Genomic DNA, 22,680 nt, shown 5'->3' on the forward strand with positions numbered 1-22,680 from the left:
TATTCCTTAAATGATGGAAACCGGTGGCAGCGGATACTTCTTGCCGTACTGCTCGACCCAGTCCATATAATCGGCACGGGCACCGGGGAAACCAATCATTTTCCAGGCGGCCATGTCCTTGTTTCCGCCATGTTGGGGATCGCAAAAATACCCTTCTTTGGTGTTTTGTAGCACCTGGCCGAAAAACGTCGCTGGTGGCACCTCGCCGATGTTGAACGTGCCTTTTTCCAGCGCCGAGATCACCTCATCGCGCTGCGCCGCATCGAGTTGAGCGAAAGTTTTGCTGAATTGTTTCTGTACGGCGGCGTCGAGCCCTGCCAGTCCGCTGCGATAGAGTTCACGCGGCGTCATGTGGAACTGGTAGCCGAATTCCGGTGCCGACGCAACGAATGGGGCTTGCATATACCACAAGCCGCCATGTGCATAAGGAGTGTTCATTTGCAGGTCGATGAACTCGTGGGCGCCCGCTTCCAGCGCGCCCGGCCCCTCATCGCTGGCCGGTATGAGCCGGTCTACCAGCGCAGAGAGGGTTTCCCATTCGGCTGGCGAAAAATAGCGGGGTTTGAAAGCGCCAGCCGGCGGTGTGTTCGTTGCCATCCCCACACCCGCAGCAGCAATCAGGACTACGGCAGGTGCCGCCGTGACGGCCGCGCGCAAAAAATGACGCCGGTGAGGCGAAATGCCGATCACTTTCATACTGAACCCCTTAGAATTTCCATCAAATTTGTTTTTTTTAACAATTTTGGATAGTACGCTTTTTTGAAATTTGATGCTCCTACACAACAAATCGCTAGGGTCTGTTGACGTTTCATTTGCGAGATGCGCGCCAGCAGGCAGCGGGGAGCGGGCAGTTCACTAGCGGCGATACCGTACAATCAACAACGCTTATGCCGCCACTGTCAGCTCTTAGCAACATGGGGTATGAATAAACGACCGAAGTACTTTAACGAAAGGTGATTGACATGTTCCAACTTAAAAGAAGTACCGCAGCGGCCATAGGTATCACGACGCTGGCAATCGCCTTATCTGGATGTTACAAACCTGAGGGTCCGGCAGAAAAAGCAGGCAAAGCAGTCGATAATGCGGCTGAAAAAGTCGGCCAAACGATTGAAAAAACTGGCGAAAAAATTCAAGACGAGGCGAAAGGCAATCAGAAATAGCCTTTGAATCAGGCCTCTCTGGAATGATTTTTGAGCAGATGTAGTTCAGCGCATCAACGCACTAAACAGAAATGTGAAATCTGATCGAAAAAAAGCGGCTTGTCTTGAAGGACAGGCCGCTTTTATATTGCCGCGCAGTGATTTCAAGCGTCAGTGGACGCTATCAAGGGACTCAACAATTAACGATCAAAATGAGCGATCAATAATTAACGATCACAACTTAAGGATCACAACTTAACGATCAGATACCGCATCGACAACGCACAGTGCCGTCATGTTGACGATCCGGCGCACCGTTGCTGACGGTGTCAGGATATGCACCGGCTTGGCGCAGCCGAGCAGGATAGGGCCGATGGCAACGCCGTTACCGACAGTCGTTTTCAACAGGTTGTAAGAGATATTGGCGGCATCCAGATTAGGCATGACCAGCAAATTGGCATCGTTGGTCAGCGTTGAATCAGGCATGACTTTTTTCAGCAATGCCTTGTCCAGCGCCGTATCGCCATGCATTTCGCCATCGATTTCCAGATCAGGGGCAGCGGCTTTTACCAGCTTCAGCACAGCGCGCATTTTTTGCGCCGACTCACTATTGTGACTGCCGAAATTCGAATGCGAGAGCAAGGCCACGCGCGGTTGCAAACCAAAGCGGCGCATTTCTTCTGCCGCCAGAATGGTGATCTCCGCCAATTGCTCGGCGGTCGGGTTTTCGTTGACGTGCGTGTCAACCAGCACCAGCTGCCGGTTCGGCAAAATCAAGCCATTCATCGCCGCGTAGACGTTGACGCCTTCACGTTTGCCGAGCACCTGGTCGATATAGTGCAAATGCAGATTGGTGGTGCCGTAGGTACCGCAAATCATGCCGTCGGCGTCGCCCTTGTGGATCGCCATCGACCCGATCAAGGTGTGGCGGCGGCGCATTTCCAGCTTGGCGTATTGCTCGGTGACGCCGTTGCGGTTAGTCATCGCATGGAAAGTTTGCCAGTAGTCGCGGTAGCGGCTGTCGAAGTTGGGATTAATTACCTCAAAATCGATATTCAAGCGCAGACGCAGACCGAATTTCTTGATGCGCTGTTCCAGCACTTCAGGACGACCGACCAGAATAGGCGTGGCCAGTTCTTCATCGACTACCACTTGCACGGCGCGCAGAATGCGCTCTTCTTCGCCTTCCGCGTAAATGATGCGCTTCTTGTCTGCCGGTGTTTTCTTGGCGATGGCGAACATCGGCCGCATGAAAGTGCCGCTGTGATAAACGAATTGTTCCAGCTTGGCGGCATAGGCTGCCATGTCGGTGATCGGCCGTGAAGCAACACCGGACAATTCCGCTGCACGCGCGACTGCCGGTGCAATCTTCATCATCAGCCGTGGATCGAAAGGCTTGGGAATAATGTAATCGGGGCCGAAAGACAGGTTGTCGATGCCATAAGTCGTGGCGACAATGTCGGATTGTTCCGCCTGCGCCAGATCGGCAATGGCGTGCACGCAGGCAATTTCCATTTCACGCGAAATGGTGGTTGCGCCGCAATCGAGCGCGCCGCGGAAAATATACGGGAAGCACAACACGTTATTGACCTGGTTCGGGTAATCCGAACGGCCGGTGGCGATGATGGCGTCGTCGCGCACGGCCAGCACTTCTTCCGGCAGGATTTCCGGGGTCGGGTTAGCCAAAGCAAACACCAGCGGCTTAGGCCCCATGGCCTTGACCATGGCCGGCTTGAGTACGCCGGCAGCAGACAAACCGAGGAAGATATCAGCGCCGGGAATCACTTCTGCCAGCGTGCGGGCATCGGTAGGCTGCGCAAAACGCGCCTTGTCGGGATCCATCAATTCAACACGGCCTTCGTACACCACGCCAGCCAGATCGGTGACGAAAATGTTTTCGATAGGGAAACCGAGATCGACGATCAGGTCCAGGCAGGCCAGCGCTGCTGCGCCTGCGCCGGACACAACCAGTTTGCATTTCTTCAGATCCTTGCCAACGACTTTCAAGCCATTGAGGATGGCTGCGCCGACGATAATCGCGGTGCCGTGCTGATCGTCATGGAAGACGGGAATTTTCATCCGGTCGCGCAGTTTGCGTTCGATGTAAAAGCATTCCGGAGCCTTGATGTCTTCCAGATTGATACCGCCGAAAGTCGGTTCCAGTGCGGCAATGATGTCGCACAGCTTGTCGGGGTCGGTTTCATTGACTTCGATATCGAACACATCGATACCGGCGAATTTCTTGAACAGAACGCCCTTGCCTTCCATCACCGGCTTCGATGCCAGCGGGCCGATATTTCCCAGACCGAGCACGGCCGTGCCGTTGGTGATCACTGCCACCAGATTGCCGCGTGCAGTGTATTTGAAGGCATTGGCCGGATCGGCCACGATTTCCTCGCAAGCCGCGGCGACGCCGGGCGAGTACGCCAGCGCCAGATCGCGTTGGTTCGTCAACAGCTTGGTCGGCGTTACGCTGATCTTGCCGGGGGTGGGAAATTCGTGATACTCCAACGCCGCCTGGCGAAGTTGTTGACGAAGTTCTTCCTGCTTGCTGATGATCGAATCCATGCGCTACTCTCTTTTCTTAGTGTTGCAAAAAAGTGTCATTTTATCACAGCGCCCCTTGGCAGCCCCTTATGCGAGCAGCGGTCAGCCCGGCAATTCCGGGGTCCGCTTCTCTCAAAATGGAGAACCGGGGCGGTGACATTGCAATGCAACAACACCCATTTTTTCGAACTATCATCAATAGCAAATGATGAGAAAAAGAAAATGTTGAGGTTTATTCCGCAATAAGATGCTTCGCCGCAGCAATGTGCGCGCCCGATTGCTGAAATGAGGCAGAGAAAGCATTTCTGCGGCGCTCATCCTGCGCTCCCATGCCATCCAGAATCTGCGCATTGAGCGCACGACACTGAGCCACCTGCCGGTTCAATGCATAGGCCAGCACATTGGCTTCTACCGGTGTTTTTCCTTTCAGGAGAATGTCCGTCCTGGCCCGGCTTGCCCACTGTGAAAAACGGATGCCGCCGATCATGGCATTACCGATTGCATTCATTTTTTCAAAAGCGCCGGTCTCTTTGAGCACCGTCACCACATCGTGATCTGTCAACAACGCCTGGCTGTGGGCTATTTTTGAGGCGCGATTCAATTCAGTGACGAGTGCAGGCAAACTCCCGCCCTTATCCATGAGATCCATCCGAATCAGCTTTTCGCCGGTCAGGGGCACCATCTGACAAAGTATTTTATTGAACAGAGAAGGGAATTCTGTCGCTACTTTTTTCGCATTGGCGAGCACCCTGTCTTTTTCCATCGCGGCATGGATGACATGATGAATATCCAGTACTACGTCGGCGTTAACGGAGGTAGTCCCTCTTTTATTAAACAGCGCATGAATTTTTATAGAAACTTCTTCCCTTCCATGAATATTCTTGATCTGCTGTTCCACCGCTGAAAGATATTTCCCCACCGTTTCTTGTTTTTGTTTTCTATACGTTTCTTTAAACACAAACCGACTCAGTTTTCCCCATACCCCGCTATTTTGAATATGGACGCTATTTTTTTTAATGATTAATTTTTCATTTTTCAAATGTCTGGCATTGATAACGAATTCTGAATAAGAAATAGCATGGCTGTTTATGGCATTCGGCATGTAAATCAACTCCTCTCCATGATTGCATTCGATTAAAGACTCGAATATATTTCGAAACCCAATCGGATGGCTTCTACAAATCCGCCAGACTTGCCGTCTTCATAGCAGCGCACTCTTGTACAATCCGACATGCTTTCTGAATTCGAACTCATCGCCCGTTTTTTTCACCGCGCCCCTGCTGTCGGCAGTCGCGCCGCGCTCGGCATCGGCGACGATTGCGCGCTGTTTTCACCCGCGCCCGGCATGCAACTGGCGGTATCGTCGGACATGCTGGTGGAAGGCCGTCATTTCTTTGCCGATGCCGATCCGGCTCTGCTGGGCCACAAGTGTCTGGCAGTGAACCTGTCGGATTTAGCGGCAATGGGGGCCAAGCCGCTGGCATTCACGCTGGCACTCGCCTTACCGACAGCCGACCCGCTCTGGCTTGCCCCTTTCTCACAAGGCCTGCTGGCCTGCGCCGATCTGTACAGCTGTGAGCTGATAGGCGGAGATACGACCCAAGGCCCGCTCAACATCTGCATCACTATCTTCGGCGAAATTCCTCCGGCGCAAGCCCTGCGGCGCGATGCCGCCCAAATCGGTGATGACATCTGGGTGTCCGGCACACTGGGCGATGCGCGACTGGCACTGGCCGGCTACCGCAAGGAAATCCCACTTGATGCCGCCACTCTCGCCACCGCCGCCCCGCGTCTGCATGCCCCTACGCCGCGCGTCGCACTCGGCCTGGCCTTGCGCGGCGTCGCCCATGCCGCTATCGATTTATCGGACGGGCTGGCCGGCGATTTGCAACATATCCTTGACCGCTCAGGCACCGGTGCCTGCATCAATGCCGATGCCTTGCCGATAGGCCCGATGCTGCGCAGCCAAACGGTGGAACTGCAACGCCGCTTTGCCTTATCCGGCGGCGACGACTACGAACTCTGTTTTACTGCCGCTCCCGCAAGGCGGGAACAGGTATTGGCAGCCGCCAGCGGCGTTGGCGTCACCTGCATCGGCAAGATCGAAGCCCGTAGCGGGCTGCGCATTGTCGATCATGCAGGTCTGACGCTGATGCTCCCGATTACTTCATTCGACCATTTCCAATCATGAAACCAGCTTCGGACCAAGCAAACAGCAGCGATCCACACACTCTCCCGGAAAAACGCCCGCGTCCCAACGCCCGCTTCATGCGCGCCCATCCCGCCCACTGGATCGCACAGGGCTTCGGCAGTGGCTTGTCGCCCATCATGCCGGGAACCTGCGGCACGCTGTTCGGATGGCTGTCCTTCGTGGTGCTGAGCGAGCGCTGGCCACAATGGTTCAATGCCAGCGGCTGGCTGATCATCATTGCGGTGGGCTTTGTCGTCGGTATCTGGGCCTGCCAGCGGACCGGGCGCGCGCTCGGCGTGCCGGATCACGGCAGCATGGTGTGGGATGAAATTATTGCCATCTGGCTGGTACTGGTGGTCGTGATGCCCGCCTCGCTGATGACCCAATTCTGGGCGTTCATCGTGTTCCGGTTTTTCGACATGGTCAAACCGCCGCCGATCGGCTATTTCGATCGCCACTTCAAGGGCGGGTTTGGCGTCATGTGGGACGACATCCTGGCGGCCTTTTATACCTTGCTGTGCTTCGCTCTCTGGCATTTTTTCCGGTAGAAGCCTATCCTGAAAAAAATACAACACCCCGATCAGGGGAAATCCCTAGCTTCTGGAAGGAGACCAACATGGACCATCGGAACAATCTCGCCGCCCGCCTGGGCGACGCACTCAACACCAGAAAACTGGTACTGACCACCGCTGAATCCTGCACTGGCGGCGGCGTCGCGCAAGCGATCACCGACATCGCCGGCTCCTCCGCATGGTTCGACTGCGGTTTTGTCACCTATTCCAATGCGTCAAAAAATGAATTGCTGGATATCCCAGAAGCCCTGATCGCGCAGCATGGGGCGGTCAGCGAAGAGATTGCGGCTGCGATGGCCGAAGGCGCGCTGGCCAACAGCAGCGCCAACGTGTCGCTCTCGACCACCGGCATTGCCGGGCCAGGCGGTGCTGTCCCGGGCAAACCGGTCGGCACAGTGTGCTTCGCCTGGACCATAGGCGACCGCACGCAGACAGAAAGATTGGTGTTCGACGGTGACCGTCAGTCAGTCAGAGAGCAATCGGTACTGCATGCCATGCAGGGCTTATTGAAACGGCTGACGTCGGCGCAGTCTTAACAAATCAGAGCAAGAAGGAAGGCGGCGCAAGCGCAGAGTAAAAAGTGCCTGCTGAGATTGCGCCGCGCGGTAAAACCCTCTCAACTTCCTTGTTTCAGCGTCCTTGATTCAGCGTCCTTGATTCAGTGTCCTTGATTCATGCCTCATCCGCAGCAGTGGCAGGCAACTCCGGCAAGACCGCCGCCCCTGCTGCGATTTTCGCCAGCACATGCGCGGCGGCAATCAGGCCGAAACTGGCCGTCACCACCATCGCCGAGCCGAATCCGGCGCAGTTCAATCCCGTCACAGCATCCGGCACTGCCGCTACGCCATCGACCGCACACACCTCGGTCTCAGGAAAGCGCAAAGGCTCGCTGGAAAACACGGCGGCAATACCAAAATTGTTCTTACTCCCGCGCGAAAAGCCATGCTCGCTGCGCAAGCGCTTGCGCACCTTGGCCAGCAAAGGCTCCTGCTCGGTACGGGACAAATCGCGCAACTCGATTCTGGTCGGATCGATCTGCCCGCCTGCGCTGCCGATAGTGATCAACGGCACTTTATTCGTGCGGCAATAGGCAATCAGCGCCACCTTGGCGCGGACGTCGTCGATGGCGTCGATGACGAAATCGAATCGCCCCGGTGGAACCATGGAAGGGATATTTTCCGCCGTCAGAAAATCTTCAATTTCCGTGACCTGACAACGCGGATTGATCTGACGTATCCGTGCGTGCAGCGCGCTGACTTTGGCCTGACCCAAGGTATCGGTCAAGGCGTGGATCTGACGGTTGATATTCGATTCCGCCAGATTGTCGAGGTCAATCATGGTAATCGCCCCCACGGCGCTGCGCGCCAGCGCTTCCACCACCCAGGAGCCGACGCCGCCCACTCCCACCACGCAGACATGCGCATGCCGCAAGCGCTCCAGTCCGGCCGCGCCGTACAAACGCGCAATGCCGCCAAAACGCCGGTCGAAATCGATGTCGTCGGCAGCAGGTACAACAAGAGTGGGGGATGTGGGCAGGTTCATAGCAGGATGGTATCGATAAAAGAAGATGGCCGCTCGCAGGCGGCCATCCGGGGGAAAACTGAAAACTTACGCGCGGATCAGCCCACGATCAGACGAAACTAAACTACCGCGCCATCGGTTTCATCCTTGGGCTTGATCGGCTTGATCAAGTCTTCGCGCTTGACGCCCAGCCACATGGCAATCGCTGCGGCCACAAAGACTGAGGAATAAATGCCGAACAAGATACCAATGGTCAGCGCCACGGCGAAAAAATGCAGCGTCGGGCCACCAAAAAACAGCATCGACAAGACCATCATTTGCGTACTGCCGTGAGTAATGATGGTGCGCGAAATGGTGCTGGTAATGGCGTGGTTAAGCACTTCCTGCGTCGACAGCTTGCCGAAGCGGCGGTCACGGAACGCTTCCCGCACCCGGTCAAACACCACCACCGATTCATTGACCGAATAGCCCAGTACCGCCAGCACCGCCGCCAGCACCGTCAGCGAGAACTCCCATTGGAAGAACGCAAAGAAGCCGAGAATAATCACCACGTCATGCAAGTTGGCGATGACGGCGGCAATCGCAAATTTCCATTCGAAACGGAAGGCCAGGTAAATACTGATCCCCAGCACCACCATCGCCAGCGCCATCAAGCCATCGTGCGTCAACTCGTCGCCCACTTGCGGCCCGACGAATTCCACCCGCTTGAGTACCACGGCCGGCTCCTGCACTTTCAGCGCCGCGACCACTTTCTCGCTTTGCTGACCGGCATTGACGCCGCGTTGTGCCGGCAGACGAATCATCACATCCTGCGCTGTGCCAAAACTTTGCACCTGGGTATCGGTATACCCGAGGCCCTCTACCGACTTGCGGATGCTCTCAAGATTAGCCGCCTTCGGGTAGGCCACTTCCATCACCGTACCGCCGGTGAATTCAATCGACAGATGCAGCCCGTTGGTGAACAGGAAAAACACCGCTGCCACGAAGGTCAGCGCCGAAATCACGTTGAACACCAAAGCATGGCGCATGAACGGGATATCTTTTTTAATCCGGAAAAACTCCATCACTACCCTTTCAGTTGGCACCGCTGGCTGGTCTCCCTTATGACAGGAGGCGCAGACCGGCGCACCGGTTCAGATAAACGCGCTCAGGCGTCCGGTTTCCAGATTTGGCCGATCGCCAGACTGGTCAGCTTTTTCTTGCTGCCGTACCAGAGATTGACGATACCGCGCGAGAAGAACACGGCAGAGAACATCGATGTCAGGATGCCCAGGCAATGCACTACCGCAAAGCCGCGTATGGCACCGGAACCGAAGATCAGCAAGGCCACACCGGCAATCAGCGTGGTCACGTTGGAGTCGAGAATGGTGGCCCAGGCGCGGTCGAAACCGGTGGCAATCGCGGCCTGCGGCGAACTGCCGTTACGCAACTCCTCACGGATACGCTCGTTGATCAGCACGTTGGAATCGATCGCCATCCCCAGCGCCAGCGCAATCGCGGCAATACCGGGCAAAGTCAGCGTCGCCTGCAGCACCGACAGCAGCGCGATCAGCAGCAACACATTGACCGACAGCGCCAGCGCGCTGAACATGCCGAACAAGCGGTAATACAGCACCATGAATACGGCAATGGCGGCGAAACCGTAGAGCGTGGAATCGAAACCCTTGGTGATATTTTCAGCGCCAAGTTGTGGCCCGATTGTGCGTTCTTCGATAATTTCCATCGGTGCCGCCAGCGAACCGGCGCGCAGCAGCAGCGCCAGATCGGCTGCCGCTTCAGAAGAGCCTGCGCCGGTAATCTGGAAGCGCGAACCGAGTTCGTCGCGGATAGTCGCCACGGTCAGAACTTCGCCCTTGCCTTTTTCAAACAGCACGATGGCCATGGCCTTGCCGATCTTGTTGCGGGTGGCTTCGCGCATTTTGCGTCCACCGTCGCCGTTCAGATCGATGCTGACCGAAGGCTGATGCCCTTCATCGAAGCTGGCGGAAGCATTGGAGATGTAGTCGCCGGTAATGATCGGCTCCTTGTACAACACCACCGGTGCGCCCTTGCCGACCTTGAACAGTTCGGAGCCAAAGGGAATCGCTGCCGTTGTTTCCGTTCCGCGCGTCACGGACTCATCGACCATGCGCACTTCCAGCGTCGCGGTGCGGCCGATGATGTCCTTAGCGCGCGATACATCCTGCACACCCGGCAATTGCACCACGATGCGGTCAGCGCCCTGACGCTGGATGATCGGCTCCGCCACGCCCAGCTCATTGACCCGCTTGGACAGGGTCGTGATGTTTTGTTTGACGCCGTCTTCCTGCGTCTGTTTCAGCGCTTCGGGACGCATGGTAGCGACCAGTTTCAGGTCGTCACCGATACCGCCATCCTGAAGGGTGATTTCAGGCAACTGCGAGGACAGCGCCTCACGAGCCTGATCGCGGACCGTAGCGTCGCGGAACAACACTTCGATGGTGTCGCCAACGCGGTTAATGCCGCCATGCCGGATATTCTTGTCGCGCAACATGCTGCGCATGCTCGATTGCAAACCCTGCAAGCGCTTGTTCAGCACCGCCTTGATATCGACCTGCATCAGGAAATGCACACCACCGCGTAAATCGAGTCCCAGATACATAGGGAAAGCATGCAGGCTTTGCAACCAGGCCGGCGTATTCGGCAGCAGGTTGAAAGCTACGGTATAGGTCGGGTCGCTGCTGTCGGTATTGAGTGATTGTTCCAGCAAGGTCTTGGCCTTGAACTGGATATCGGTGCTGGCAAAGCGGGCGCGCACCGATGCTTGTGCGCTGCTGCCGTCGAAAATCACATTTTCGGCCGCCAGATTGCCGGCCTGCAATATCTGCTGCACATGCGCTGCGACGGCACTATCGACCTTGATGGTCGCTTTGGCGCTGCTGATCTGCACTGCAGGCGACTCGCCGAAAAAATTCGGCAGTGTATAGAACACGCCAAACAACAGGGCAATGACGATCAGGATGTATTTCCAGGCGGGATAACGATTCATGGTTCACCATTGTGAATAAAGCTGCCCCGCATGGCGGCGCGTCTGCTGGTCGCAAAACAGGATGGCGGCACGCACTGCGGACATCGCACAACGGCGATGCGAAAAAATTCGGAAAAAGCAAAAATGCAGAATTAACTACACGGCACATGAGCAGCGCCGAAACAAAAACCGCCGCCCGGCAAAACCGGCGCGGCGGCAAACAAACGTATTACAGGCCCTTGAGCGTGCCCTTAGGCAACAAGGTAGTAACCGCCGCTTTTTGTACGACAACTTCAGTACCTTCAGCCACTTCCAGCGTGATGTAACCATCGGCCACTTTGCTGATCTTGCCCAGCATGCCGCCGTTAGTGATGACTTCGTCGCCCTTGGCGAGCGCTTCCATCATGGATTTTTGTTCTTTCTGACGTTTCATCTGCGGACGAATCATCAGGAAATACAGGACAACAAACATCAGAATGATAGGCAGGAAACTGGTCAGATTTCCGCCAATACCAGCAATAGAAGGCACAGATTGTGCGAAAGCATCGGAAATGAACAAGTGGGACTCCAGGTAAATTATAAAAACAGCCCCGCATTCTAGCATTGCACTGCGGGATGCCGGACATTACTAATCAAGGGGGAAATCAGGCCCCTCGCGCCCGGTCAGCGCTGAAGCTGGCGCGCAGTTGCTGAAACTGCCCTGCTTCAATGGAAGCACGGATTTCCTTCATCAATTCCAGGTAGTAATGCAGGTTGTGAATGGTATTGAGCCGTGCGCCCAGAATTTCGCCGATGCGGTGCAAATGATGCAGATAAGCGCGGGAAAAATGACGGCAGGCATAGCAACCGCAGGTTTCATCGAGCGGCTTTTCATCTTCCTTGTAGCGGGCGTTCTTGATCTTGATATCGCCAAATCGGGTAAACAGCCAGCCGTTGCGCGCATTGCGGGTCGGCATGACGCAGTCGAACATGTCGATACCGCTGGCCACACCCGCTACCAGATCCTCAGGCGTCCCAACGCCCATCAGGTAATGCGGCTTATTGGCCGGCAGGCGTGGGCCGATGTGATCCAGCACCCGCATCATGTCCTCTTTCGGCTCACCCACCGACAGCCCGCCGATGGCGATACCGTCGAAATCAATTTCATTGAGCCCGGCCAGCGATTCATCGCGCAGCGCTTCAAACATGCCGCCCTGCACGATGCCGAACAAGGCATTGGGATTCTCGCCGCTGCGGAATTCATCCATGGACCGTTGCGCCCAGCGCAGCGACATGCGCATCGATTGCGCCGCCTCCAGCACCGTGGCCGGACGGCCATCGATTTCATAGGGCGTGCATTCGTCGAACTGCATCACGATATCGGAATTGAGCACGCGCTGAATTTGCATCGACACTTCCGGCGACAAAAACAGCTTATCGCCATTGATAGGCGAAGAGAAATGCACGCCTTCTTCGGTGATTTTGCGCATGGCCCCCAGCGAAAACACCTGAAAACCGCCGGAATCGGTCAGGATAGGTTTGTCCCAACCCATGAAGCGATGCAGACCACCGAATTTTTTCAGCACGTCCAGCCCCGGCCGCAGCCAGAGGTGGAAGGTATTGCCGAGAATGATCTGCGCGTCGATCGCTTCCAGTTCCATGGGCGACATCGCCTTGACCGAACCGTAAGTGCCGACCGGCATGAACATCGGCGTTTCCACCACGCCATGATTGAGGGTGACGCGACCGCGACGGGCGTTGCCGTCGGTATTGAGGAGGGTAAATTCAAGCATTCGGATTAATCATTTAATATATTTAGTTAAGCAAAATCTAACAAATCAGATATTTAACGGATACTGGCGAAATGCGCCGATATAACAAACCAGCGCAACGGCGCTAGTTCGGTTTTATTAGGAGTTCCAAGTCTTCAACGGTTGAAAAATGAGACTAGCCCACCACCCACTTACGCCACTCACTACAAAGCTTACGAAACGATCGGCTATTATCATGTGCTAATTGCAGATCCATACGCGCCGAAAAAGCTGGCTGATCGGTGATTTCCCAGTACTTCCCTCCAGATTTTCCCTTGCTTAGCCATTCTTTCGCTCCTCGGATAGACTCCACCATTTCAAAATTCTCGGAAAAGAAAAAACCTCTGCAATTTTGGAGAGATGAAACCGCGGCCAAGAACCATGCTTCATATTCACGATTAGCTAAAACCACGGAAACGTGTCGATGAGGAACGATTTTTTTGGCGCGCTCGAGAGTTTGCGGTCCCAATTCAGCAGGACAATCATCATCGGCATCCAGAAGCACACAAATCCAACCATCCTCCCCACATTTCGACGCAGCCAGTTGAAGCATTCGACTAAATTCTTCATCCTTATTGAGGAACCGATCCCGTCGCACTCGTATTGGTGGCAATACATTGCAGTAAACTTCTGGAGACAACCAATCCCCTAACCTTCTAAGTAATATTGGGAATGCCTCAACTTCGCCATCTCCTTCGACGATAGTGGCTATCGACTTCATTCTCGGGAATCCCCAAACAAGTCTGGTTGATTGCGGGCCTGCTCCTCAATCTGCGTGGGATCTGGCCCAAGTTGCTTCAAGCGTAGTAACTCGCCGGCAGAAAATAAGTGACTCCTTATAGCATCGCGAGAAGATTGATCTAATCGGGCAATTTTTGTTACACCCTCTTCGGCAGTTACAGCGCGTATTGCATCCTCTGGTATATCGAAGTCATCAAGCAAATCCGGGCTGTGGCTCGTTACTATGATTTGAGTGCGCCCAGAAGCGAGTATCAACGCTTCGCGTAACGCAGATGCAGCAGCAGGATGCAACGCCGTTTCCGGTTCTTCTATTCCAATTAACGACGGCGCGTAGTCTCGATTTCCCTGAAACAGAGCGGTCAATACTCCCAACGCACGCAAAGTTCCGTCCGACATATTTTGTGCAAAAAAATGCCAGGGGTGTTTTGCTCCCGCCATGTCTTGTTGAAATTGTAGAGACTCCATTGGCCCTACCGCATGCCGCTTTACCCCATGCACCATAGGAACAACTGCATGCAAATATGCTTTGATTAGCTCTATAGCATCAGGAGCAGTGCGCTCAAGATGCGCAATGACACTCGCAATATTTTCACCTGCCGCCTTTAACAGACGCCCATCTTGAGGCTTCTGTAATTCGCGAACCAACTTAGGATTGATGTTGTAAAACCCCATCGCGGTCAACGCATCAAAAATAGGACGGAATACGGTTAATCCAGACGCGCTCACCAGTGCCAAACGGTCCGACGTCACGGTAGGGAAAGTTGCCTCGCTAGCATTTTTTAACTGCCCTCGCTCAAGCTTAAAATAAGGTCCTTTACCGACACCGCCAATTGCGCATTCTTCTGTCTGGACCTCATAACCACCGCTAGGTAGTGATCCCACATTGAAGGCATAGTGACCACGCTCGCCCGTTGGCAGCTGAAATTCTAGGCGAATTCCAAAATGAGTGGGGTGGCCACTCGATCTACGACGCACCTCCGACAATCCACCTCGTTCATTGAGTGCATTATCGAGAGAGCCACTTAATGCGTCCTTCACCAAATGAAGTGCATCTAGAAAATTACTCTTCCCTGCTCCATTTGCCCCAACCAAATAAGTCAAGGAACTTAAACGCACATCACACGCCGCGATGCTCTTATAGTTTCGCAAAACGACGCGAGTTAAAAAAATAGGAGCCGCCATATAGATTCCATTTCGCAATAGTTACATCAATCCAGATACCAGATGGGAAATCGTGTTGTCATGGCCCACAACCGCTCACGGCTGACATTTTAGTCCTCTTTGGCACTAACTTTTGTTAGCAACATCGCATCGCCGTAACTGAAAAACCGGTAGCGCTGCGCAATCGCATGCGCGTAAGCGGCGCGGATGGCGTCGAGGCCGGCGAAAGCCGATACCAGCATCAGCAAGGTGGACTTCGGCAAATGGAAATTGGTGACCAGCCTATTCACCGTCTTGAAACGATAACCGGGCGTGACGAACAGACGCGTATCGGCGCTGCCGGCTTGCAGCGTGCCGGACTGCGAGGCCGATTCCAGCGCCCGCAGGCTGGTCGTACCGACGGCCACCACCTGCCGCCCGGCCGCTTGCGCTGCCTGCACTGCGGCGACAGTCTCCGGCGGCACCGTGTACCACTCGCTATGCATGTGATGTTCGGCCAGATTTTCCACCCGCACCGGCTGGAAAGTACCCGCACCGACGTGCAAGGTCACAAACGCCCGTTTTACGCCCTTGGCTTCCAGACGATCCAGCAAGGCCTGATCGAAATGCAAACCGGCGGTAGGCGCGGCGACCGCGCCCGGCTCCCTGGCGTAAACCGTCTGATAGCGCGTTTCATCGAATTCATCGGCGTCATGCGCGATATACGGCGGCAACGGCAGGCGGCCATAGGCTTCCAGCAAGGCATACGCATCCGAGGGGAAGCTCAGCGTATAAAACTCGCCGTGACGTTCCCCGACCACCACATCGAAGGCCTCGGCCAGCCGGATGGTGCTGCCCGGCGTGGGCGATTTGGAGGCGCGGATTTGCGCATGGGCGGTGCGGTCGTCGAGTACGCGCTCAATCAGCACCTCGACCTTGCCGCCGGTCTGCTTGATGCCGAAAAACCGCGCTTTCAGCACGCGGGTATCGTTAAACACCAGCAAATCGCCGGCGTCGAGCTGATCGATCAGGTCGCTGAAACTGCGATCGCTGAGCTGTACGCCCTCCACCTGAAGCAGGCGCGAGGCACTGCGCTCAGGCAGGGGCAATTGCGCGATCAGGTCGTCGGGCAATTCAAAATCGAAATCGGAAAGAACGTGCATGGGAACCATCAGAAAAAAGAATCGGTGCTGTCGGGAGGGCAACATGCAGATAAAGCAGACGCTGACCTGTCGCCGGTCATGACTGCCATTACAATGACGGGTTGCCGGTATTGTCCGGCCAATCCCTAGCAGCCTGTCAGGCTGCCAGGCAACCCGCTATTTTACGCGCTTGCCGCTTTCCGACCAAGTTCCGCCCCAATGCCGCCCGCCGCCAAGAAACCGCCCGCCAAAACCGCCCGCACTACTCCGTCCACCAGCGCCAGCCGCCTGGCCAGGCTGGGACTGTATTCGGACATGGATCTGGCCTTGCATCTGCCGCTGCGCTATGAAGATGAAACGCAGATTGTCAGCATCCATGAAGCCGGTCTGCGCAGCCTGCAATCGGTGCAGGTGGAAGGGCATATCACCGCTTCCGATGTCCAGTACCGCCCGCGCCGCCAACTGGTAGTGACCGTGGCCGACGAGACCGGTCAGGTGGTGCTGCGCTTTTTGAATTTCTACGGCAGCCAGGCAACACAACTGGCCGTCGGCGTACGCATCCGGGCGCGGGGCGAGCTGCGACAAGGATTTTTCGGCGCGGAGATGGTGCATCCAAATTACAAGGTCGTGCTGGAAGGCGCACCCTTGCCCGCTTCGCTGACGCCGGTGTATCCGGCGGGAGAGGGACTGTCGCAGGCGTTCTTGCGCAAAGCCATTGTGGTGGCGCTGGAACGGCTCGACTGGCGCGACACGCTCTCGGACGCTGTACGAAATAAATACCGTCTGCAATCCTTCGAATCGGCGGTGCGCACCCTGCACTACCCGCCCCCCGATGCCGACGAAAACGCGCTGGCCGACCGCTCGCATCCAGCCTGGATACGCATGAAATTCGATGAGTTGCTGGCGCAGCAACTGTCCCTCAAACGCGCGCAGGCAGCGCGCCGCTCGCGCAACGCCTGTCCCCTGCCAACAGTGGGCGCGCTATCGGCCGCGCTGCTGAAAGTCTTGCCGTTCACACTCACCGCTGCCCAGCAACGGGTGGTGACGGAAATCAGCCGCGATCTGCAAGCCTCCTTCCCCATGCAACGTCTGCTGCAAGGCGATGTCGGCAGCGGCAAAACGGTGGTGGCAGCGATTGCCGCCGCGCAAGCCATCGATAGCGGATTTCAGGCAGTCCTGATGGCGCCGACCGAAATTCTGGCCGACCAGCATTTCCGCAAAATCGCCGCCTGGATGGAACCGCTCGGCATCGAAGTCGCCTGGCTCACCGGCAGTCTGAAAAAGAAACAAAAAACTGCAGCGCTGGAACGGATCGCCTCCGGCGCGGCGCGGCTGATTATCGGCACCCATGCGCTGATTCAGGACAGCGTGGAATTCGAACGGCTAGGTCTGGTGCTGGTCGACGAGCAGCACCGCTTCGGCGTCGGCCAGCGGCTGGCTTTGCGCAATAAGGGTTTCGGCGGCGGTGCGCCGGGCAGTACTCCGGGTAGCGTGCCGCATCAGCTGATGATGTCGGCCACACCGATTCCGCGCACGCTGGCCATGACCTATTACGCCGATCTGGAAATTTCCGTGATCGATGAATTGCCGCCCGGCCGTTCCCCTGTGCTGACCCGTACCGTCGATCAGCAGCGGCGCGAAGAAGTCATCGCCCGGGTGGAAGCCGCCGCCAGGGAAGGCAGGCAGGCCTACTGGGTCTGTCCGCTGATCGAAGAATCGGAAGCCCTGCAACTGCAAACCGCCGTCGATAGCCACGCCATGCTCAGTGCGGCCTTGCCGGAATTACGCATCGGACTGGTGCATGGCCGCCTCAAGCAGGAAGAAAAACAAGCCGTCATGACCGCCTTCACTGCCGGCGAAATTGATGTGCTGGTCGCCACCACGGTGATCGAAGTCGGAGTCGATGTGCCGAATGCCTCGCTGATGGTGATTGAACATGCGGAGCGTTTCGGCCTGTCGCAACTGCATCAGCTACGCGGCCGCGTCGGCCGGGGCGCGGCGGCCAGCATCTGCCTGCTGCTCTATCAGGGGCCGCTGGGCGGCACTGCCCGTCAGCGACTGATGACCATGCGCGCCACTACCGACGGTTTCGAAATTGCCCGACGTGATCTGGAAATTCGCGGCCCCGGCGAATTCCTGGGAGCGCGTCAGTCGGGCGACGCCATGCTGCGTTTCGCCGATCTGGCCACCGACCAGTGGCTGGTCGATCAGGCCAGCGAACTGGCGCAGGAGTTGCTGCCGCATGACACGGCCACGGTCGATGCGCATCTGGCGCGCTGGCTGGCCGGGCGGGAAGACTTCCTGAAAGTATAAGAAAGGGAGCGCTGAGTCAGCGCTGCTCACAGTACAAAGCGGCCTGACTGGGGTCAGAATCCCCCGCAAGGGGAACGCAAATTGCGTGTTATTAGTCAGAAAGTCTTTCCCTGGCGGGTAGGCTATAGTAGGGCCTAACTATCTCTCCCCTTGCGGGATCATGTTTCAGATTTTTTCCCCATGACACTCACCGAATTGAAATACATCGTCGCCGTCGCGCGGCACAAGCATTTCGGCCATGCCGCCGAAGCCTGCTTCGTGGCGCAGCCCACCCTCTCCGTTGCGATCAAAAAACTGGAAGAAGAGCTGGGCGTGACGATTTTTGAACGCGGCGCCAGCGAAGTATCGGTCACGCCGCTGGGTGCGCAAATTCTGGCGCAGGCCGAGCGGGTGCTGGAACAGACCGCCGCCATCAAGGAAATCGCCAATCAGAACAAAGACCCACTGACCGGCCCGCTACGACTGGGGATTATTTACACAGTCGGGCCTTATCTGCTGCCGCCGCTGGTCAAGACCATGATCGCCACCCTGCCGCAAATGCCGCTGATCCTGCAGGAGAATTTCACCGTGCGCCTGATCGACCTGCTGCGGCAGGGCGAACTGGATGCCGCCATCATGGCCCTGCCCCTGCCCACGCAAGGCTTGACCATGCAGCCGCTGTACGACGAGGAATTCGTCGTCGCCCTGCCAGATCATCACAGATGGGCAGGACGCACCTCCATCGGCGCACAGGAACTCAAATCGGAAACCATGCTGCTGCTCGGTGCCGGCCATTGTTTTCGCGATCAGGTGCTGGAAGTCTGTCCTGAAATGGCGCGCTTCTCGACCACCGGCGAAGGCATTGCGCGCACTTTCGAGGGTTCCTCGCTGGAAACGATACGGCACATGGTCTCCTCCGGCATCGGCCTGACCGTGTTGCCGAAAGCGTCCGTGGCCAACATGCAGGCCAGAGACGGGCTGGTGCGCTATGTTCCTTTCACCGCCCCGGCTCCGGCGCGCAGGGTGGTCATCGCCTGGCGCAAGAGTTTTACCCGACGCGCCGCAGTCGAAGCCGTCCGGCAATCGGTACTGGATTGCCATCTGCCCGGCGTCACCATGCTGCCGGATGAACCGGTTTCGGAAAGCTGACCGCCGTTTTGTAAAATTGCCGATCTGCATAAAAACCCGGCAAGAACCTAGCAAAAGTCCGGCAAGACCGCGCACTGATCCTGCCTGCTGCGGTCATCCCCATTCACCACAAGACACCCTCACCCTACTCATGATGAACCGCCTCAAGCTATACGCCCGTCTGGTGCGCGTCGACAAACCCATAGGCGCGCTGTTGTTGCTGTGGCCCACCCTGATTGCGCTCTGGCTGGCCGCCGATGGCTGGCCCGGTATCGCTCTGGTGGCGATTTTCACTCTGGGAACTATTCTGATGCGCTCGGCCGGCTGCGCCATCAACGATTATGCCGACCGCGATTTCGACCGGCATGTCGAACGCACCGCCCAGCGCCCGCTGACCTCCGGCCAGATCCATAGCTGGGAAGCACTGCTGGTGGCGATGGTGCTGGCGATGGCGGCGTTCCTGCTGATTCTGCCGCTCAATACGCTGACCAAGCAATTGTCGCTGCCCGCGCTGGCTGTCGCTGCCAGCTATCCGTATTTCAAACGCTTTTTCGCGATTCCGCAGGCCTATCTGGGCATTGCATTCGGCTTCGGCATTCCCATGGGATTTGCCGCTGTGCAGGGAACCGTTCCTATCGCCGCATGGATATTGCTTTTGGGGAATGTCTTCTGGACTGTCGCCTACGACACCGAATATGCCATGGTCGATCGCGAAGACGACCTGAAGCTGGGACTGAAAACCTCCGCCATCACCTTCGGCCGCTACGACGTGCTCATCACCATGCTGTGCTACGCGGCCGCACTCACGGTTTTTTTTACCGTCGGCTGGGCCTATGGCTTACGCGGCTGGTTCGCCGCCGGGATGCTGATCGCCGCCGCCATTGCCGTCTATCACTACACCCTGATTCGCAACCGCGACCGCCTGCGCTGCTTCGCCGCGTTCAGGCATAACAACTGGCTGGGCGCGGCGGTTTTTGCTGGGGTAGCGCTGGATTATCTATTTCGTTGGAGGGCATAAGCGCAGCCACTATTAAGTACGGAGCAGTTTGCCGACAGCAGCCCGGCTTACGCCGGGTCCTTCGATACGGAGCGATGCTCCTACTCAGGACGAACGGATTACTGTGTATCAAGCAGAACAAACCACCCGCCTCTGATCGAAGCAAACACCGCGCTAAGTCCTCCACTCCCCATTCGTCCTGAGTAGGGATGAACGGATTACTGTGTATCAGGCAGAACAAACCGCCCGCCTCTGATCGAAGCAAACACCGCGCTAAGTCCTCCACTCCCCATTCGTCCTGAGTAGGGACGAACGGATTACTGTGTATCAGGCAGAACAAACTACCCGCCTCTGATCGAAGCAAGCACCAAGCTAAGTCTTCCACTCCCCGTGCGTCCTGAGTAGGGATGAACGGATTACTGTGTATCAGGCAGAACAAACCACCCGCCTCTGATCGAAGCAAGCACCAAGCTAAGTATTCCACTCCCCGTTCGTCCTCAGTAGGGATGAACGGATTACTGTGTATCAGGCAGAACAAACCACCCGCCTCTGATCGAAGCAAGCACCAAGCTAAGTATTCCACTCCCCGTGCGTCCTGAGTAGGGATGAACGGATTACTGTGTATCAGGCAGAACAAACTACCCGCCTCTGATCGAAGCAAGCACCAAACTAAGTCTTCCACTCCCCGTTCGTCCTGAGTAGGGACGAACGGATTACTGTGTATCAGGCAGAACAAACTACCCGCCTCTGATCGAAGCAAACACCAAGCTAAGTCTTCCACTCCCCGTTCGTCCTGAGTAGGGATGAAATCCCGTATCGAAGGATCCGGCTGCAAGCCGGTAGGTCAGAATGACACCGCGCAGTAACTTAATCAGCGTTTTTAATCCGTGTTTTCAATCCGCGTTTTTAATCCGCATTTACTGGTCGTAAAGCCACTGAAGCATGGCGTCCTGCGCAGCCTGACCGCGCATGGCGTTCGCATGATTAATCAAAAACACCACCGCATAATATTTCCCCGACGCTGCCTGAACGAAGCCGGCAATAGAGCGCACATCATTGAGCGTGCCGGTCTTGATATGCGCCTGTCCCGATACCGTCTGCGTGCGCAAGCGCTTGCGCATGGTGCCGTCCACCCCGGCCAGCGGCAGCGAGGAAACGAATTCCGGCATGGTCGCCGACTGGAAAGCCGCTGCCAGCATGCGCGCCAGCATGCCGGCCGTCAGCCTGTCAATGCGCGATAGGCCCGCCCCATTTTCAATAATCAGATCGCCGGTTTCGAGTCCCTTGCTGCCCAGCCACGCCTTGACGGCGTTGCTGCCGCTTTCCGGCGTTGCAGGACTCCCGCTCATTTCCGCGCCCAGCGTCAGCAAGACCTGCCGCGCCATCACGTTATTGCTGAATTTATTGATATCGCGGATCACTTCCGGCAGCGCGGGCGATTGCCATTCCGCCAGCAGTCGCGCCTCCTGCGGTGCCGCTCCCATGCTCACCTTGCCGTTGAACACGCCGCCCACATCGGCCCACAACTGGCGAAACACCGCGCCGAAATAGTCGGTGCCGGTGAGTTTATAGGGGTGGACGTACCAGGTTTTATCGCCGCACGCGGTCGGATACGTCCCGCCGAAATCGATGGCCCCGGGTTTAATCGACAATTGCATCCGTGCCTGCCAGTCGTCGCATGCGCCCGCCGTCTGACGCAAGGTAGCAAGCGCCATCCCCGCCAGCGGCGGATCGATCATCACATTAACCCGACCGCTGGCCTGATCCGGCATGAAGCGCAGAGTCAGCGCCTTGTAATTGAGCAACAAGGCATCGGGAACCGCGTTGTAAGGCTTGAGCGGATCGCCATCAAATTGCGCCGGGCTGTAGGGAATCGCAGCAAAGGCGCTGCGATCAAGCACCACATCGCCGCGAATTTCACGGATGCCCTGCGCCCGGATCTGGCGCAAAAACAGCCAGAAATTTTCAAACACCAGTTTGGGGTCGCCGCTGCCCTTGAAGACCAGATCGCCATTCAACACGCCATCGACGACGGGGCCGGTCGCATAGGCCTGGGTTTTCCACACATAAGACGGGCCGAGCAACTCCAATGCCGCATCGGTCGTGACCAGTTTCATCACCGATGCCGGGTTAAACGGCGAAAGCGGGTTGACGGCCACCAGCAGGCGCTTGCCGCCGCCGATTTCCTGCGCGACGACACCGACCGAGCGCAAAGGGATTTTGGCTTGCGTCAGCGCATCGGCCACAACAGCCGGCAATTGCTGTGCAATGGCAGCGGCATTCAATAGCAATAGGCTGACGGCGGCAAAACAGAGTTTTTTCAAGGACATGAGGGAAACCGGAAAGTAAGGAGCAAAGACAGCGCAGGCCCTGCTGTAGCGTGACCGCAAAACGAATGAAGCGGATTTTACGGCATAGGGCGCCATGCCGGCCAAGCGCTGGCTATTTCGCCCCTGAGCAACACACTTCAACCTACTTGACGCCCCACGCAGAA

19 protein-coding genes are annotated in these 22,680 nt (G+C 56.7%); 7 read left to right on the top strand and 12 right to left on the bottom strand.

What is annotated here, in order from left to right:
* Positions 1 to 6 precede the first annotated feature (6 nt).
* Positions 7 to 696 (bottom strand): gluconate 2-dehydrogenase subunit 3 family protein, encoded by a 690-nt coding sequence (locus RGU70_RS16190; protein ID WP_322210411.1) that lies wholly within the window; start codon positions 694 to 696, stop codon positions 7 to 9.
* Positions 697 to 962: 266 nt separating this feature from the next.
* Between RGU70_RS16190 and RGU70_RS16195 the strand changes: the two genes are divergently transcribed.
* Positions 963 to 1,160 carry a hypothetical protein gene (locus RGU70_RS16195; RefSeq protein ID WP_322210412.1) on the top strand — a complete coding sequence of 66 codons (198 nt, stop codon included), beginning with the start codon at positions 963 to 965 and terminating at the stop codon, positions 1,158 to 1,160.
* Positions 1,161 to 1,394: 234 nt separating this feature from the next.
* Here the strand turns inward: RGU70_RS16195 and RGU70_RS16200 are convergent, their stop codons facing one another.
* Both RGU70_RS16200 and RGU70_RS16205 read right to left on the bottom strand, forming a co-directional pair.
* Positions 1,395 to 3,707, bottom strand: coding sequence for an NADP-dependent malic enzyme (locus RGU70_RS16200; protein WP_322210413.1), 2,313 nt, complete (start codon positions 3,705 to 3,707; stop codon positions 1,395 to 1,397).
* A gap of 211 nt (positions 3,708 to 3,918) precedes the next feature.
* On the bottom strand, positions 3,919 to 4,788 hold the full coding sequence (locus RGU70_RS16205; protein WP_322210414.1) for a hypothetical protein: 870 nt from the start codon (positions 4,786 to 4,788) through the stop codon (positions 3,919 to 3,921).
* A 129-nt stretch (positions 4,789 to 4,917) separates the two neighbouring features.
* Between RGU70_RS16205 and thiL the strand changes: the two genes are divergently transcribed.
* From thiL to RGU70_RS16220, 3 genes are all read left to right on the top strand, one after another.
* Positions 4,918 to 5,877, top strand: coding sequence for a thiamine-phosphate kinase (gene thiL / locus RGU70_RS16210; RefSeq protein ID WP_322210415.1), 960 nt, complete (start codon positions 4,918 to 4,920; stop codon positions 5,875 to 5,877).
* Positions 5,874 to 6,425, top strand: coding sequence for a phosphatidylglycerophosphatase A (locus RGU70_RS16215; protein ID WP_416186537.1), 552 nt, complete (start codon positions 5,874 to 5,876; stop codon positions 6,423 to 6,425). The genes thiL and RGU70_RS16215 overlap by 4 nt, the downstream gene beginning before the upstream one ends.
* 68 nt (positions 6,426 to 6,493) lie before the next feature.
* A complete protein-coding gene (locus tag RGU70_RS16220; protein WP_322210416.1) occupies positions 6,494 to 6,985 on the top strand; it encodes a CinA family protein in 492 nt (163 codons plus the stop codon).
* Between the two features lie 136 nt (positions 6,986 to 7,121).
* Here the strand turns inward: RGU70_RS16220 and tcdA are convergent, their stop codons facing one another.
* From tcdA to queA, 8 genes are all read right to left on the bottom strand, one after another.
* The gene (gene tcdA / locus RGU70_RS16225) at positions 7,122 to 7,991 is read right to left on the bottom strand and encodes a tRNA cyclic N6-threonylcarbamoyladenosine(37) synthase TcdA (protein ID WP_322210417.1); all 870 of its coding nucleotides are present in this window, start codon (positions 7,989 to 7,991) and stop codon (positions 7,122 to 7,124) included.
* A gap of 98 nt (positions 7,992 to 8,089) precedes the next feature.
* Entirely contained in the window at positions 8,090 to 9,034 is a 945-nt protein-coding gene (gene secF / locus RGU70_RS16230) for a protein translocase subunit SecF (RefSeq protein ID WP_322210836.1), read from the bottom strand.
* Between the two features lie 83 nt (positions 9,035 to 9,117).
* Complete coding sequence (secD, locus tag RGU70_RS16235) at positions 9,118 to 10,977, bottom strand: protein translocase subunit SecD (RefSeq protein ID WP_322210418.1); 1,860 nt, start codon at positions 10,975 to 10,977, stop codon at positions 9,118 to 9,120.
* Between the two features lie 208 nt (positions 10,978 to 11,185).
* Positions 11,186 to 11,515, bottom strand: a complete 330-nt coding sequence (yajC, locus tag RGU70_RS16240; RefSeq protein ID WP_322210419.1) for a preprotein translocase subunit YajC — start codon at positions 11,513 to 11,515, stop codon at positions 11,186 to 11,188.
* A gap of 85 nt (positions 11,516 to 11,600) precedes the next feature.
* The gene (tgt, locus tag RGU70_RS16245) at positions 11,601 to 12,728 is read right to left on the bottom strand and encodes a tRNA guanosine(34) transglycosylase Tgt (RefSeq protein ID WP_322210420.1); all 1,128 of its coding nucleotides are present in this window, start codon (positions 12,726 to 12,728) and stop codon (positions 11,601 to 11,603) included.
* A gap of 154 nt (positions 12,729 to 12,882) precedes the next feature.
* The gene (locus RGU70_RS16250) at positions 12,883 to 13,467 is read right to left on the bottom strand and encodes a DUF4276 family protein (RefSeq protein WP_322210421.1); all 585 of its coding nucleotides are present in this window, start codon (positions 13,465 to 13,467) and stop codon (positions 12,883 to 12,885) included.
* Positions 13,464 to 14,669 carry an AAA family ATPase gene (locus tag RGU70_RS16255; protein ID WP_322210422.1) on the bottom strand — a complete coding sequence of 402 codons (1,206 nt, stop codon included), beginning with the start codon at positions 14,667 to 14,669 and terminating at the stop codon, positions 13,464 to 13,466. Before RGU70_RS16255 ends, RGU70_RS16250 begins: the two co-directional genes overlap by 4 nt.
* Positions 14,670 to 14,758: 89 nt before the next feature.
* Complete coding sequence (gene queA / locus RGU70_RS16260) at positions 14,759 to 15,790, bottom strand: tRNA preQ1(34) S-adenosylmethionine ribosyltransferase-isomerase QueA (protein ID WP_322210423.1); 1,032 nt, start codon at positions 15,788 to 15,790, stop codon at positions 14,759 to 14,761.
* 198 nt (positions 15,791 to 15,988) lie between these two features.
* Between queA and recG the strand changes: the two genes are divergently transcribed.
* The 3 genes from recG to ubiA all read left to right on the top strand — a co-directional run bounded on the left by recG (position 15,989) and on the right by ubiA (position 20,207).
* Positions 15,989 to 18,082: an ATP-dependent DNA helicase RecG gene (gene recG, locus RGU70_RS16265; RefSeq protein ID WP_322210424.1), complete on the top strand. Its 2,094-nt coding sequence runs from the start codon at positions 15,989 to 15,991 to the stop codon at positions 18,080 to 18,082.
* Positions 18,083 to 18,262: 180 nt separating this feature from the next.
* Positions 18,263 to 19,210: a LysR substrate-binding domain-containing protein gene (locus tag RGU70_RS16270; RefSeq protein ID WP_322210425.1), complete on the top strand. Its 948-nt coding sequence runs from the start codon at positions 18,263 to 18,265 to the stop codon at positions 19,208 to 19,210.
* Positions 19,211 to 19,343: 133 nt separating this feature from the next.
* A complete protein-coding gene (gene ubiA, locus RGU70_RS16275) occupies positions 19,344 to 20,207 on the top strand; it encodes a 4-hydroxybenzoate octaprenyltransferase (protein ID WP_322210837.1) in 864 nt (287 codons plus the stop codon).
* Positions 20,208 to 21,103: 896 nt separating this feature from the next.
* Here ubiA and dacB read toward each other — a convergent pair.
* Entirely contained in the window at positions 21,104 to 22,516 is a 1,413-nt protein-coding gene (gene dacB, locus RGU70_RS16280; RefSeq protein WP_322210426.1) for a D-alanyl-D-alanine carboxypeptidase/D-alanyl-D-alanine-endopeptidase, read from the bottom strand.
* Positions 22,517 to 22,680 lie beyond the last annotated feature (164 nt).

Origin of the sequence: Herbaspirillum sp. RTI4, assembly GCF_034313965.1 — a bacterium.
Taxonomy (GTDB): Bacteria; Pseudomonadota; Gammaproteobacteria; order Burkholderiales; family Burkholderiaceae_D; genus Herbaspirillum.